The following is a 14,973-nucleotide window of genomic DNA, read 5'->3' as shown; positions in this document are numbered from 1 at the left end:
AGCCAGCCTTTTCTACACTCACATTACAAAATTTAAAAAAGGCGTCTGCTACAGTAACTACACTTTTTAATATGTAACAAAAACGGCATACAACTTAGGTTCGTTATGAGTCAGCCCACAGGGCCTACATTTCTATCATTAAGGCTAAAATTAATAAGTGCTAAATCGCGGCATTTATTTTTGTTGTTGCCTTTTCTAAGTCAAACTAAACAATTAAAAAAAACGGTCTACTATTACCCACCCCCACCACCCTATAACCATGCATAGAGTCAGAAAAACCGCTGCACTACCTATGTCTTTAGCCCGACCTAACAATGGATGGTGTTCAGTACTCAGGCTGTCCGCAAGTGCTTCTATAGCGCTATTTATTAGCTCGGTAACCAGCACCAAAAGCAAACATAAACAAAGTAAAAACACCTCGACTGGTGTGCGTCCTAACCAAAAAGCCGTAGGAAACAAAATCACAGCTAAAACACATTCTTGTCTAAATGCCGCCTCGTGCTGCCATGCGGCTTTTAAGCCTTGTAGAGAATAAATAAAAGCTCGAAAAATTCGCATTAAGCCACCGCGACTTTTAAAAGGAAACGGACTTGGATTCACCATATATACACCACCAAAAAATAAAAAAAAATCGGCCAAATGAGGGATATTAATATTACAAATCTTGCTACATCAACTTACAAAAATAAAAAACAAAGCGAATCCCATCAGGGATTTAAGCGGTTTTGACAAGACGAAATGGACTTACTATACTTTTTGATGCAGGCGTAAACCGTGGCTCTGCAACCTATAGATGGGTTTGATCTTCTTTTTTACCGGGACGTGCCGGCTCTCTTAATTAGAGCCGCATAAAGGCTCAATGGAGTTTAAATTGATTACCTTAACCCCGTTAAAACGACGTATTACGTACGTTACCCTCTTTGAAATCTTTGCAATTCTTTTTTCCACCTTAGTCCTCATGTCTATCGGCGGTGGTGATGCCCAAGAATCCCTTCCTGCGGCCACCATCGTTTCTGTGATTGCGGTGGTATGGAACTACGTATACAACACATTATTTGAATCATGGGAACGACGTAATCAAATTATGCGGCGCACAGTGGGCATACGTACCGTTCACGCAGTCGGTTTTGAAACTGGTTTACTGATCTTCACCTTGCCTTTGTACATGGTGTGGTATCAGGTCAATTTATGGACCGCTTTTACTATGGTGGCTGCATTGATGGTGTTCTTTTTGATTTACACCTTTTTATTTACGTTGTTGTTTGACCAGATTTTTACTTTGCCTAGTCATACCAAGCCAACCACCTAAGTGTTGCTATTGTTTTGCGTATTCCTGTTATCCCCCTTTGATTTAAAGCAGATTCCATAACGGATCTGCTTTTTTTATAGCGCACAAAAAAGGGGGAAATTTAGATTAGCCTTGGCTCACCTTCCTACGTTAGAATGAATTTATCAAGTATCTTTCAGTACAGCAGCATTTACTCACACGCTAGTCATTTGGCTAGTGCTATTTAATGACTCAAGAGGAAGGTATGATCAAAAAAACCGCATCTGCCCATTGGGCTGGCAATCTAAAACAAGGCAAAGGCACTATTTCTACCGAAAGCGGTGCTTTAAACAAAACGCCTTATGGCTTTAATACACGCTTCGAGGACCAACCCGGCACAAACCCCGAAGAACTCATTGGTGCTGCACATGCCGGGTGTTTTTCTATGGCATTTTCTATGCTTTTGGGCGAAGAAAATTTCACTCCAGATAGCATCGATACCCAAGCCACTGTCACATTAGAAAAGCAAGACGACGGTTTTGCTGTGACAGCGGTGCATTTAAAAATGACAGCGCGCATTCCTGGCATCACTCAAACTCAGTTTGATGAAATTGCCAACAAAGCCAAAGTGGGCTGCCCTATTTCTAAATTACTTAACGCTAATATCAGTTTAGATGCAACGCTACAAAACTAAGTCTTGTCAGGTGCCCTTCACGGGCACTTGCACTGCGACAGGGGTTCTTTTATGAATGTTTAGTAGCTCTTGTTTATCTGCCAAGGAGTCACCATGAGCCACATTGTCATTCCTAGCCATTGGAAAATTAAACGCTCCACCCACTTTTTCACTAAAGACAACGTGCCTAAAGCCTTATTAACCCATCACAACACGGCTGCGGGCGTATATGGACAAATTTGCGTGATGCAAGGCACGGTGATTTTCTATGGTTTTGCCAACGAAGCCAGTAGCACCCCCGAACAAACTCGTGTGATTCAAGCTGGCGAGTTTGCGGTAAGCCCCCCACAGTATTGGCATCGCGTCGAGCTTAGTGACGATGCTCAATTCAATATTAATTTTTGGACTGACCCTAACACCGAAAACAAAGCCAGTCTAAAAACCTCAAAACTACACAACCAAATTATTCCAGAGGTTTACGATCAAAATAATGGGGTGGGTTAAATCGCTTACTCTACTCTGTGTACGGCTCTAACTCATGCAGCAGCGAAAACACTGAAAACAAAAACGCAGTCTTAGGTGTTCCGCAGGCCAACGTCTATAGAGCCGCTACTCAACCTCCACTCAAACCCAAGCGCCAAGACCTTTAGCAAGGGATGCGGTACACTTTGCGTTTTTATTTGATGGCTTTTTGGAGTTTGCGTGCCCCCTTCTGTTCATGAATCTTCCCCTACGCCTAAGAAGTCAAACTGGGCAATTATTGCTGGGCTCTGGCCTTATCTGGCTGAATACCGTGGTCGTGTCTTTTTTGCTATGACCATGTTGATTTTGGCTAAAGTCGCCACTGTTTCTACACCTATTGCACTGAAATATATTGTTGATTACTTAGACCATCGCTCGGGGACCGAGCTGGTGCTCTGGGTGCCCTTAACGTTGGTGGTAGCCTATGGCGCTTTGCGTTTTGGTAGCACTTTTTTTAATGAGCTGCGCGATGCTGTTTTTGCGCGCGTAGCAGAGCGTGCTATGCGCCGTGTGTCTTTACGTGTTTTTAACCATTTACATCAACTGCACCTGGCTTTTCATTTAGATAGAAAAACAGGCGGACTAGCCCGCGACATAGAGCGTGGCACCACTGGAATCAGCTTTTTATTACGGTTTGCACTCTTTAATATTGTTCCTACTTTACTTGAAATTGTTCTGGTCGCTGGTGTTTTATTCGTGGCCTTTAATATCCATTATGTGTTGGTAATTGCGGCCGCGATTGGCTTGTATGTATTGTTTTCTATTGTGGTAACAGAGTGGCGTACCCCATTTGTGCGCGAGGCGAACGAGCGCGATAACCAGTCTAACTCTCGTGCCATCGATAGCTTATTGAACTACGAGACGGTGAAGTATTTCAATAACGAAAGCTTTGAAGCCAATCATTATGACGAAGGCCTACAGCTTTGGGAAAAAGCGCGACTAAAAAATCGCCTATCCATGGCAGCCTTAAACACGGGCCAAGCTTTTATTATTAGCGTATCGCTGATAGTCATGATGAGTATGGCAGTACGTGAAGTCGCAAATGGCACCATGAGCTTAGGCGACTTCACTATGGTTAATGCCTACCTCATTCAACTGTTTGTGCCTTTAAACGCCTTGGGCTTTGTGTACCGAGAAATCCGCCAATCCTTAGTTAATGTAGAGCGTCTGTTTGGGCTGTTAGAAACCGAACCTGAGCTTAAAGACGCGCCAAATGCGCAGCCTTTAGTGATTAAAGCCGGAGACATCCGTTTTCAAAATGTGCGCTTTGGTTACCGTAGCGACAGGGCTATTTTAAAAGGCATCAGTTTCAGTATCCCCGCCGGCCATACAGTAGCAGTAGTAGGTACTAGTGGGGCAGGTAAATCTACCTTAGCGCGTCTTTTATTTCGATTTTATGATGTAGATAGCGGCGCTATTTGTATTGATGGACAAGACATTCGCACCATTACTCAGGACAGTTTACGCACTGCCATAGGTATTGTGCCCCAAGACACCGTGTTATTTAACGATAGTCTTTATAACAACTTAATCTACGGGTGCCCCCAAGCCACTACTGCCCAGGTCGAACACGCGATTAAGCTAGCTCACCTCGAAGAATTCATACAGCATCTGCCTAATGGCTACCACACCCAAGTCGGTGAACGCGGTCTAAAACTGTCTGGTGGTGAAAAACAACGTGTTGCCATCGCTCGAGTTTTACTTAAAAACCCGCCCCTGTTGATATTGGATGAGGCCACTTCTTCGCTGGACTCTGTTTCTGAACAAGCCATCATGGCAGCCATTGATGCCGTTAGCCAACAACGAACGACCTTGGTCATCGCCCACCGTTTATCGACCATACGCGATGCGGATCAAATTCTTGTTATGGATCAAGGCATGTTGGTGGAAAGCGGCACCCATAGCGAGCTACTGGCTTTAGACGGCTATTACGCACGATTATGGTGGCAGCAGCACGACGCCGCGGATGCGTAGTTTGTTGTTAGGCAACAAGCCCTAACGCGTCTAGAATTTATTTTTTTAGTTTGCGTAATGCGCTACCTTTGTGGGCCGCAATGTGATCTGTTTTGTCACTTTTAATTTCATACTGCGGCTCCTCCTCGGAGGCATGATGTGTATAGCCTTTGTACGGGAAGTTGCTGGTGTGTATCTTAATAATTACGCCACTCACACGCCCTGCTTCTGAATTCCAACTAACGTGATCGCCTACCTGAAATAGTTTGGTCATGATTCACCTCGTATGTGTTAATTCATTCGTTCATTACTGCTTAATCGTGATTTAGTAACTTTCTTTATCAGACGCTTACCTATGCGGGTCTGTAGCCTCCACTACACTGATAAGTGATTAAAAATAAAAGCATTTTGTTGGCCCCGTTGCATTTTATAAAAGTTCTTTTCAGATGGAGCTCTTTATGACTAAGCATACGTCAAATTCTTCCCACAATGCACTTCCCCAAGGTTCCGGTGGTGAAACCCAACAGCGAGGAGGCTGTCCATTAACCACCAATCACGGCGTACCTATTTCCGATAACCAAAACTCATTAAAGTTGGGCACACGTGGCCCCACACTTCTTGAGGATTTTGTCTTACGAGAAAAAATCTTTCATTTCGATCACGAGCGTATCCCAGAACGTATTGTGCACGCGCGGGGTACAGGCGTACATGGCTACTTTGAATGTACCCACCCTATTCCCGAATTAAGCAAAGCCTCTTTATTTCAGAAAAAAGGCGAACGTATTCCTGTGTTTTGTCGATTCTCTACGGTTGCTGGCTCTAAGGGCTCTAAAGACACCCCAAGAGATGTACGTGGTTTTGCTGTCAAACTTTACACTAACGAAGGCAACTGGGATTTAGTGGGCAACAATATGCCCGTGTTTTTTATTCAGGATGCTATGAAGTTTCCTGATTTAATTCATGCCGTAAAGCCCGAGGCGGATCGAGGCTTTCCCCAAGCCGCCTCTGCCCATGACACCTTTTGGGATTTTGTTTCCCTCATGCCCGAATCCACTCATACGGTAATGTGGCTAATGTCTGACCGTGCTCTGCCGCGATCCTTTCGCACCATGGAAGGGTTTGGGGTGCATACGTTTATGCTCGTCAACGAGAAAAACGAAACGCATTTTGTTAAGTTTCACTGGAAACCAAAACAAGGTTTGCAATCCACTCTGTGGGATGAAGCGGTCAAGATCTCAGGGGCAGATCCTGATTACCTACGTCGTGATATGTACGAAGCCATTCAAGCGGGTCACTTTCCTGAATGGGAACTGGGCATTCAAGTTTTCGACACAGCATGGGCCGATAAGCAGCCTTACGATGTGCTCGATGCCACCAAAATCATTCCTGAAGAAGACATCCCAGTCAAAGTCATTGGTCGTATGGTGCTGGATCGTTACCCCGACAACTTTTTTGCGGAAACGGAACAGGTGGCTTTCCTGCCCACTAACGTTGTGCCAGGTATTGATTTTTCCAACGACCCCCTATTACAAGGGCGACTTTTTTCCTATATGGATACCCAAAAATCTCGTCTAGGCACAACTAACTTTCACCAAATACCTATTAATGCACCTAAGTGCCCCATGCATAACTTTCAGCGTGATGGCATGATGCAAACTCATGTGTTCAAAGGGCGTGCCACCTATGAGCCAAATAGTTTAGATGAAGTCGGTGAAGATACGGGCCCACGTCCATCTGACCAAGGTTTCACCACAGTGGCACAACACGATATAGCGCCTACCGAAAAGTTACGGGTTCGGGCTGACACGTTTGCCGACCACTTTTCCCAACCGCGGCTGTTTTATCGCTCCCAAACCCCTACCGAACAAGCACATATTATTGCCGGCTTTGTGTTTGAGCTGTCTAAAGTACAGCTAGAGCATGTGCGATTACGTATGCTTGGGCAACTCCTGAATGTGGACACGGAATTGGCCCAAGCGGTGGCCGATGGTTTAGGTCTAGCTCTGCCCGAACCCGTCCCTGCCGCCAAAGAACCCATTGACATGCCCCCTTCTGATGCCTTATCTATTTTAAAACATGGCGGCTCTGCTGCTGGACGCTGTGTGGCTCTGCTAGTGAGTGAAGGGGCCGATCAAAAAACCGTTCAGCAATTGCAACACGCCCTAGATAAAGCAAAGGTGATGCATAAAGTGCTGGCAGAAAAAGTAGGAGGCGTCACCCTAAACGATGGCAGTCATTTAAAAGCCGATGAAAAAATCGAGGGTGCTCCATCGGTATTATTTGATGCGGTAGCGTTAATTATGACTCCTAAGGAAGCCAAGCGTTTAGCTAAACGTAAACCTGTCCAAGACTTTGTTTCCGATGCGTATAACCACTGCAAAGCTATTGCATATACAGATGGCGGCTTGTTTTTATTAGAAAACCAGCAACTTCAAACTGATGCGTTTACCGTTGAGGTCACTGACGCCAACGCCTTATTAAGCAAAGTGTCTGATCGATTGTGGGAGCGCGTGCCCCAATCTTAATTTTCACTAGGGAAAAAGCTGCTGATAAATCAGCAGCTTTTTATTTGTGGCTATGAATTGCCTAAGAGGAAACAGTTAGACCTTATCGCGCGTTCTACCACCAATGGTAGCGGCAAAACTGGCTACAAACGCACCTAATAACAAGGATACAAAGGACCATAACGCAAAGGTCGCTGCAGCCTTACGGGTAGTGTCAGCGGCTTCTTTGGCTTTAAGCTCAAGCTCATCCACCGCTTTTTGGGCACGCTCTGTTACCTGTAGGATGCGCGTTTTGGCCTCGTCCTCGCTTACCCCAGCGCGATCTGCCACCACTTTAACCAAATAATCCTGGTCCTCGGCAGACAGCTGTCCTTGCATCATGCCACGACTCAAGATAGTGGTAACCTCATCGCGTGGACTTGACTGCTCATAACGCAGTTGAGGGTCTTGAGGCCGTAATAAGGTATCGGTAAAGTAATCCAACGAAAACGTGTCGCTATCTTGAAGCGCTGGAGCCGCTGCCGCCCCCACTGCACCCACTGTGGCCCCAGCAGCCGAAGCACCTACTTTTGCTGTACCTGAAACGATGGAAGCCGTAGCAGAACTAAGCAACACAACCCCTACAATAGAGCTCAGTGCCCACACTAAAAAACCATGTGCGGTGTCTCTAAAATAAATTTCATCAACATGCGTATCAGCCCATTTGGTGCGCAGACGCCCCGCTACATAACCTGCAATACCATAAGCAATCACTTGGGTCACAAAAAGCCAAACAATGGTCCCAATCGCAATGGTTTCACCGGAAGCGCCCTCGTTTTGCCAAGGAGAAGCAGCTAAAAAGCCTAAGCCCGTTCCCCCTATAAGAAGTGTCACCGTTAATGCGGCTGCAATCACAGCCCCTGCAATAATAGCTGCCCACGACACAGCGGATTGGTTTAACCCGTGGACTGGGTTGAGGTATGAAGGATGACCTGGTACAGGCTCAGTAATAGCTACGGTTCGTTGCATAACAGCTCCCTTTGTTTATTTACATCTCACTCACCATAAAAAACAACACCCACGTAGAGCTCATAAAACTAACAACTGGAGTAAGAGTTCTGATTTATAAAATCGCTGCTTTCTTACCCCAAGAGCATGTGTTTAAACAGGCCTAAAAAGGCCTGTTTTCTAACACCAATCAAACCTACCATTTGTAATTGTGTCGAGCCTCCCACTCTGACACTTGTCTTTCAGCTTCGTCTTGGGCTAAGCCTTGGCGCTCTTGCAATTTACCGAGAAGTTGGTCGCGCTTACCAGCAATCACATCAATGTCATCATCGGTTAGCTTGCCCCACTGCTCTTTAACTTTGCCCTTGAACTGTTTCCAATTTCCTTTCGCGATATCTTCGTTCATGATGAACTCCTTCAAAAAGTGAAAAACATGGACTGCTGAAATACAGTTTTTTCTCGTTATATTTTTACAATACTTTGATTTGATTAGAAAAAAGCGCTTCAGGTTGAAACGATTTGAAACTCTAGTATCCGTCATACTAAGACGGCTTAGGCTTAGCTTGAGACTCCCTCTGGGGAAAATCGCTGTACAGTCGGTAAAAAGTTAAAAGCGCTTTGGCAACACTGCCATTTAGCAATATGTTTTTTTACCTATTGGTCAGGCACTGTGCCTACATGGACTCAAAAACCACCCACTCTTTTCATAGCAAAAAAGCCTTTAAGGGTCTTTTCATGATGCAAAAAGACACACAATATGTATTTAGTACCAGTGGTTTATGGTTTTGCTTGTTCGTAAGCAAGTTACACAACACCTCGCATTTTTCTAATTATTAAGACATTGCCACCACTGCGTGGCCTATTGCTGTGCCCACAATGACTAAACATTTCATGGGGTTAGGCACATAATCTGCTACCCATGTATAACTCAAACTAGGAGCACATCATGACACAAGATCGAACAGAAATTCCTGATACCAATCAACCCGTGCCTAAGCAGCCAAACGATACTCCACAGCGTGACCCCACCCCCCACAAAAAGCCCGAGATTGATTTACCCAATAAAAACTCTGAAACCCCATATGACAAGGACGACATAAAAGGCGAAAAAGCCACCCAGTTTGATGGCAATCCCAACCCAAAGGGCACAGCAGAAGGTACGTTTAAACCCCAAGACGATACCCCAGCGGTCCTAGAGAAAAAGCACGGGCCAAATACTTAATTCAAAAGCAGCCATGACTAAACTCTTGACATGATCCTCGCCCTAAACGACGAGGCTTTCCGCGCATTTTGGTTTTGGCAAGCTGGCTTATTTTATGGACCAAGCTGAGCCAATCCCCCTAATAAAACACCCCAGCATGATGTGGTGCTGGGGTGCTTTATTAGCAAAAACGGGGTGAAACTGGCTTATATTTGCATGGTATCGATAAAACGATGGAAATCCGTCACGCCACACACCACTTGAGTCTCGCACTTGGCAGTGGGTGGCTGCCAAACTGGACGCCGTGAATCATACACCTGTACGGCGATTCCCTCTTTTATATCCACAAACAAGACCTTTTCAAAGGGAAAAGCCACCTTAGTTAATAAGTACGCTGTCCAGCCCGCCACGCACTGCTTAAAAAATGGGTCGTTAACCCCTAAAACTTGGCTAAAACACACTAGGATAATTTCTTTAAAGGTATTCCCCTGCGCGTACTCTTCGTATTTATTTTGCTTTTTTAACGCCCCGTCGTACACATAGGTCTTGGGTATCACAATATTTATACTGCTTTCTGTTTCCTCAGTGCTAACTGGGTGAGCGCCGTTGATATAGGCTAACGGCTCCTCTTGGTCTACCGTAGTAATTTCAATCCCAACAGAAAAAGCACGGCCTGTGTACTCCACTTGTTTGCGTGGTCTGGTCACCCAAATCGCGGCATCCGGCCTGTCGCTTTGGCTAAAATCCACCTCGAACTGACCATATAGCTTTTTTAACAGTGGTTTTGCCAACTTCAACACATAGCGCTCTTGAACAAATTTAGTCTGCGACACGCTCCCCTCCTTGGTTGGTCTTTCTTAATAAAGATCATAGCCTATATAAAGAATGAATAGCCCCCATCCCCTCTAGCCCTGAACAGCAACCGTATCCCAACCCCTGTTATGCAGTGGCATTTCAAAGCAAGGCTTGCACCACCATGACAAATAGGCGGGCAACAGCTCACTTAACTAGTACAAAGTTAGTGGCATCTGTCTTTGTAAAAAAACCTGCAGTGGACTTTATAAAAGTCACATTATTTTCACGTACTACTCTTTTTCTAGCGCCGTTTTTTTATAATATGAGTGCGGCCCAAGACGAGCCAGAAAGGTGGGTAACACTTTAACTAACTCATCGGGACGGTTAATGCCACGGCCACCGTCATGCATTAACACAATATCTCCGTCTTGTACCGCATCCAATCTACGTAAAATTTTAGCGGCTAAACCCAATGGCCCCCAATCCACAGCACTGCGATCCCAAAGCACAAGGGTCTGACCTTGACGCTCTATTTCTTCAAGCATACAACGACGCAGACGGCCATGCGGCGGTCGAAAAAAAATGGGGACTTTGCCAATGATATCAGCAATGGCGCTGGTGCCAGCCCGAATCTCTTGACGCGCCACGGCTGCTGACACCGCCCAAGGATGGCGATGACTCCAAGTGTGATTTCCTATCGCATGCCCTTGTTCTGCAATACGCCGTACCAGCTCGGGGTGTTCTAACGCAAAGCGCCCCACAACAAAAAAAGTGGCTTGAGCGTTCTGCTCAGCCAAAAGATCGAGAATACGTGGCGTCCACTGTTCATCCGGCCCGTCATCAAAGGTCAGGTACACAGAACCAGCGGCAGGCAGCTGTGCCACCGTAGATGAACTCGCTTTCATTCCCCTACTCCTTTATGAGTGTTGATGGCTGTTTTGCCAAAACGCTGTAGTAGTTGCTCCCGCGTGAGCCAGTAAATAGTTGGCTCGGGACTTGCCGAAGCGCGAGTTTGTTGGGCTGGCGCAAAAGTCCATACTAACAAACGAAAATACAAGCTGCTTAGGTATTTACGCAGTCCGGGTGGCACCGGTTGAGTATGAAAACCCACTTGTGCACCATGTGGCCCTAGCCAACTGACTGCGTTGTAAACCCTTAACTCAGATAAAAGAGGATCGTGCCGTCCTTGTTCTGCCAAAATACGCATAGACGCAAGCATAAGTCGCGTAAAGCGAAATGCGGCTTGAATGGATGTATCTGCCTCTAGACTAGGAAACCGCGCATTATTTAAATGCAGTGTGCCCATGAAATCACCCGCTTTAAGCTGAGTACCATCCGCAAATGTGATGGCCGGACCGCGATACCGAGTGCGACCCACGTAAAGAACTTCACCAATGGGCTGCAACCCATGCCAACGGTGATACATCTTGTCCACCTTGCCAAGACAACGTTGTGCAATCTGTCGCAACCACTCCATACGTGGTGTATGTGGTTTTTGCGGGGTGCGAGATTGGGCGGCCATAAGTGCTGCTTCTGCGACCCCAGCGGCTCCATCGCGTCGACCTAATGCCCAAGCACGATCCTGTATTTCAGCTAATGCAACAGGATCTGCAAAAAGATCTTCTACGGCTAGACACAACGCGTCCTCCTGCACAAGACGGCCTACCTTGTGCTCTTCAAGAAAACGCACATTAAAACTTTCTTGGCCTCGCAAACAACATGTTACCAATAAGGGGCGTCCACATGCCAATACCTCGGCTACCGTCAGCCCTCCTGGCTTGCCTACCACCACATCAGCAGCACGCAGAAAGACCTCAATGCATTCGGTCCACCCCCAAACCCTAAGTCGATCTGGGTAGTGGGCAGCTAGCGTATTTAATTTGGCAAGAGCCGCCGCATTATGGCCTGCCAAGGCAAGCACATGCACTTTCGTGCCTGTCAACAAATGGGCAACTACCGTTTCTATACCCAGCCCTAGCCCTCCCCCTAGAACAAGCACCAACGGAACATCAGAGTCCAGCTTTAGCTGCATACGTGCTTGGCGCTGACTAGGCAAGTGATTAAAGCTAGGCATAAGCGGAATGCCGAATGCAGCACGGGGCGCTACACCTGAGTTAGCCTGCAACTTTGTTTTGATTGACTCATGCGGCAGGCAATAGCTATTAAGACCGGGCTGAAGCCAAATATCATGCATGCCGAAGTCCGTCAAAACACCAAGTGCCGGCACATCAAGCTCATAATGTATTTTGATTGAGGAGAACAAGGCAGCAGGAATCATTTGCGTTGCGACAACCACATCAGGAGAAAATGCTTTCAACTGCGCATATAACCGTCGTGCAATGCGTGCCCAGTTCCACCTAATTAAAAAAGAAGCAAGCCGCACCCGAACACCATTTTCCGGTATGGTACGAACGCGCTTAGTGAGCAACAAACGAAACAAACGAAATACAGCCCGATCCGTTAAATGAGCCGTACCGGCAGATGCCAACGGGGGCGCTACGTCAACACTAGCCGCCAGCCACTCTATACCCGCCACTAAAACCGCTGGCAATGGTTCATGACGTTCAATAATATTGCGCCACGTATGCTGGTCTAACTGATAGAGCTGTTCATATAAATCGGGTCGTTCCTGTGCTAACCACAGATAGGTTTGGCGCAAGCTTTGTGCTGTAGATGCATCAAGCAACGTCCAAAAATCAAGGGTCTGTACCACTACACTTGGACAGCGCTCTCGCAACGCTTGCTCAACGGCCTGCGTAGCTCGTAAATGGCCTGAGCCTAAGGTAGACGTTAATAACAGTACACGCGCTGTAGGCTTTTTGGCATCACAAGCCGCACTGGATTGATGGAGATGCGCCTTCATAACACCCGAACCTTTGGCAGACATCCACAAACGATAAGGAAAGCAGACCTGGTGCTCATTAGGAGCTCCTGTTCAAAGAGTATTCAAAACGACTACCTTTTTCCAAAGCTTACGAAGTTTTTGCGATGCATTGGCTGCTGTGCACGTAAGCGCCTTACCATGGTAAAGCATAATGAATGTAACAAACTTATGACACTGTAACGGTAAGTAGAGGCTGTGGTGCTTTTTGTTATGAACTACCTAAGATACCTAGCCAACGAAAAAGCCTCGTTGATATAAACATCCCCCAATAAGTTGGCGGTCTATTTATTATCAACGAAGCTTTTTAATTGAACCACCTAACGATTACGTATAAACGCTATCGTCGTAGGCTCTTGGCTTATTGCGCAAAATGTTTAGCGACTATGCTCTTTGAGTCTCCTTTAAACACGGTCTTTCCACCTACAATGGTTTCTAATACAGAAATGTCTTTAATCGCCATAGGGTCCTTATGGCCTACCGACAGAGGGTTGGCAGACAAAATAACAAAGTCAGCGAGTTTTCCTGGTTCAATACTGCCTTTGATGTCTTCTTCAAAGAACTGCCACGCCACATTGATGGTAATGGCTTTTAGCGCTTCATAAGGATTAATACGCTGATCTGCCCCAATAATATCGCCCCCTGTAGACATCCGATTTACGGATGACCAGAGCATTTGAATACCGTCAATTGGGGTAACGTAAGTATCAGTATGTGTAGAAAAAAGCACCCCATTATCCAACGCCCCTTTTAATGGACTCATATGGTGAGCACGATTTTCCCCAAAAAAGATGTTTTTATGACGATCGCCCCAATAAAAGGTATGCCCAATAAAAAAGCTTGGTGAAATGTCTAGCGCGGCCATCTGTGTCAGTTGGTCTGGGCGACTGAATTGAGCGTGAATAATACCGTGACGTGCATCCTTGCGAGGGTAAGCGCGTTGAGCAGCTGCATACGCATCAATCACATCCTGAATACCCTGATCACCGTTACCATGAATGGTTAGTTGGTAGCCATCACGATGTAATTGCTCGATGATGTCAAAAATCTCATCCCTATCATCCCAATACGAAAAACCTTTGTAATGCCCATCATCCTGAGGTCGTTGTGTGGTGTAAGGCTCAGTAAAATGCGCAGTATAACCCTGGGGAGAACCATCGATAGTGAATTTAACCGGACCTTGTACTAGCATACGGGCCCCAGCACTAAGGTCAGTGCCTGATTGCACAGCAGGGAAAGCACGCACCGCTTCTACACTGCGCGTTCTGGGCCAAAAATTAACACGTACTGTTTGTTTATTTTCAGCTAAAGCTGCTTTGAAATATTCTATTTGTTTAGGGCTAACAAGGTTATCAGAAGCAGTAGTAAAACCCGCTGCTGCCCATATTTCTGATCCTTTGGCTATGGCAGCTACCCAGTCGGACTCTGAGCGGTCTGGAATCAATTGCGTAATTAATGCCCCGGCATTGCCTTCCATTATCCCCGTGGGCTCACCTTTTTTATCCTTATCTATACGCCCGCCATCTGGATTAGGTGTTTCTCCGGTAATTCCAGCTAACTCCAGTGCTTTAGAGTTACCTACCGAAATATGACCAGAGATATGGCTAACAATAATAGGAATTTGAGTAGAGACACGATCTAAATCCGCTTTAGTGGGATGACGTTTTTCCTTTATAAGCGTGTCATCGTAACCAGAACCACTCACTAGGTCTTTTGCGTCCGTTTGCTCCACCCGCGCTTTTAATTTATCCACTAGCTCGTTAATACTTTGCACATCTCCCATAGGAGGCGGGTTCAAATCCACTTTAGTTAGCGCTTGAGCTCCGGTCGCAAGAAAATGGCTATGTGCATCGATAAACCCCGGCAACATGGTCTTGCCTTGAAGGTCAACTCGCTTGGTTTGCTCATCCGCCAACGCCTCAATAGTACGTAAACGATCTACCGCAATGATTTTTCCATCTTTCACTGCTACCGCCTCGGCAAACAAGGCTTGATCATTCATCGTAATAATAGGCCCCCCAAAATAAATCGTATCGGGCCCTTTAGCAGCATACACAGCACCGGTCGTCGCCCATAAGACCATTGATAATGCGGTTAAACGTATTCGTCTCACTAGTCACCTCAAGTTTCTTTTATTGATATTTTTTGTCTCATTATTTGCATAACGCTATTCGACTCTAATGAAAGAGA

Annotated in this window: 14 protein-coding genes; 6 read left to right on the top strand and 8 right to left on the bottom strand. The window is 46.1% G+C overall.

Annotated features, from left to right (window positions below; genetic code table 11):
• Positions 1-213: 213 nt before the first annotated feature.
• Positions 214-603 (bottom strand): diacylglycerol kinase, encoded by a 390-nt coding sequence (locus tag ACBP46_RS04770; RefSeq protein WP_371015602.1) that lies wholly within the window; start codon positions 601-603, stop codon positions 214-216.
• A gap of 268 nt (positions 604-871) precedes the next feature.
• Here ACBP46_RS04770 and ACBP46_RS04765 point away from each other — a divergent pair, with 268 nt between their 5' ends.
• From ACBP46_RS04765 to ACBP46_RS04750, 4 genes are all read left to right on the top strand, one after another.
• Positions 872-1,309, top strand: a complete 438-nt coding sequence (locus ACBP46_RS04765; RefSeq protein ID WP_371015601.1) for a PACE efflux transporter — start codon at positions 872-874, stop codon at positions 1,307-1,309.
• Between the two features lie 226 nt (positions 1,310-1,535).
• Entirely contained in the window at positions 1,536-1,961 is a 426-nt protein-coding gene (locus ACBP46_RS04760; RefSeq protein ID WP_442512687.1) for an OsmC family protein, read from the top strand.
• Positions 1,962-2,054: 93 nt separating this feature from the next.
• Positions 2,055-2,444 carry a DUF1971 domain-containing protein gene (locus tag ACBP46_RS04755; protein WP_371015599.1) on the top strand — a complete coding sequence of 130 codons (390 nt, stop codon included), beginning with the start codon at positions 2,055-2,057 and terminating at the stop codon, positions 2,442-2,444.
• Positions 2,445-2,642: 198 nt separating this feature from the next.
• A complete protein-coding gene (locus tag ACBP46_RS04750; protein ID WP_371015598.1) occupies positions 2,643-4,436 on the top strand; it encodes an ABCB family ABC transporter ATP-binding protein/permease in 1,794 nt (597 codons plus the stop codon).
• A gap of 37 nt (positions 4,437-4,473) precedes the next feature.
• Here the strand turns inward: ACBP46_RS04750 and ACBP46_RS04745 are convergent, their stop codons facing one another.
• Positions 4,474-4,689, bottom strand: a complete 216-nt coding sequence (locus ACBP46_RS04745) for a DUF2945 domain-containing protein (RefSeq protein WP_371015597.1) — start codon at positions 4,687-4,689, stop codon at positions 4,474-4,476.
• Positions 4,690-4,873: 184 nt separating this feature from the next.
• Here ACBP46_RS04745 and ACBP46_RS04740 point away from each other — a divergent pair, with 184 nt between their 5' ends.
• On the top strand, positions 4,874-6,940 hold the full coding sequence (locus ACBP46_RS04740; protein WP_371015596.1) for a catalase: 2,067 nt from the start codon (positions 4,874-4,876) through the stop codon (positions 6,938-6,940).
• Between the two features lie 75 nt (positions 6,941-7,015).
• On the opposite strand, the gene ACBP46_RS04735 is transcribed toward ACBP46_RS04740, so the two are convergent.
• Positions 7,016-7,927 (bottom strand): hypothetical protein, encoded by a 912-nt coding sequence (locus tag ACBP46_RS04735; protein WP_371015595.1) that lies wholly within the window; start codon positions 7,925-7,927, stop codon positions 7,016-7,018.
• A 175-nt stretch (positions 7,928-8,102) separates the two neighbouring features.
• Positions 8,103-8,312, bottom strand: coding sequence for a CsbD family protein (locus tag ACBP46_RS04730; RefSeq protein WP_371015594.1), 210 nt, complete (start codon positions 8,310-8,312; stop codon positions 8,103-8,105).
• Positions 8,313-8,852: 540 nt separating this feature from the next.
• On the opposite strand from ACBP46_RS04730, the gene ACBP46_RS04725 reads away from it, so the two are divergent.
• Positions 8,853-9,128: a hypothetical protein gene (locus tag ACBP46_RS04725; protein ID WP_371015593.1), complete on the top strand. Its 276-nt coding sequence runs from the start codon at positions 8,853-8,855 to the stop codon at positions 9,126-9,128.
• Positions 9,129-9,313: 185 nt separating this feature from the next.
• On the opposite strand, the gene ACBP46_RS04720 is transcribed toward ACBP46_RS04725, so the two are convergent.
• The 4 genes from ACBP46_RS04720 to ACBP46_RS04705 all read right to left on the bottom strand — a co-directional run bounded on the left by ACBP46_RS04720 (position 9,314) and on the right by ACBP46_RS04705 (position 14,896).
• Complete coding sequence (locus tag ACBP46_RS04720; RefSeq protein WP_371015592.1) at positions 9,314-9,940, bottom strand: hypothetical protein; 627 nt, start codon at positions 9,938-9,940, stop codon at positions 9,314-9,316.
• Positions 9,941-10,192: 252 nt separating this feature from the next.
• Positions 10,193-10,807: a polysaccharide deacetylase family protein gene (locus ACBP46_RS04715; RefSeq protein ID WP_371015591.1), complete on the bottom strand. Its 615-nt coding sequence runs from the start codon at positions 10,805-10,807 to the stop codon at positions 10,193-10,195.
• Complete coding sequence (locus ACBP46_RS04710) at positions 10,804-12,765, bottom strand: YkoP family protein (RefSeq protein ID WP_371015589.1); 1,962 nt, start codon at positions 12,763-12,765, stop codon at positions 10,804-10,806. The genes ACBP46_RS04715 and ACBP46_RS04710 overlap by 4 nt, the downstream gene beginning before the upstream one ends.
• A gap of 379 nt (positions 12,766-13,144) precedes the next feature.
• Complete coding sequence (locus ACBP46_RS04705; RefSeq protein WP_371015588.1) at positions 13,145-14,896, bottom strand: amidohydrolase; 1,752 nt, start codon at positions 14,894-14,896, stop codon at positions 13,145-13,147.
• Between the last annotated feature and the right edge of the window lie 77 nt (positions 14,897-14,973).

Origin of the sequence: Paenalcaligenes hominis, from assembly GCF_041359055.1 — a bacterium.
GTDB classification, from domain to species: Bacteria; Pseudomonadota; Gammaproteobacteria; order Burkholderiales; family Burkholderiaceae_B; genus Paenalcaligenes; species Paenalcaligenes hominis_A.
Note: the sequence above shows the minus strand (reverse complement) of the source record. Positions and strands in the feature narration are given on the sequence as shown.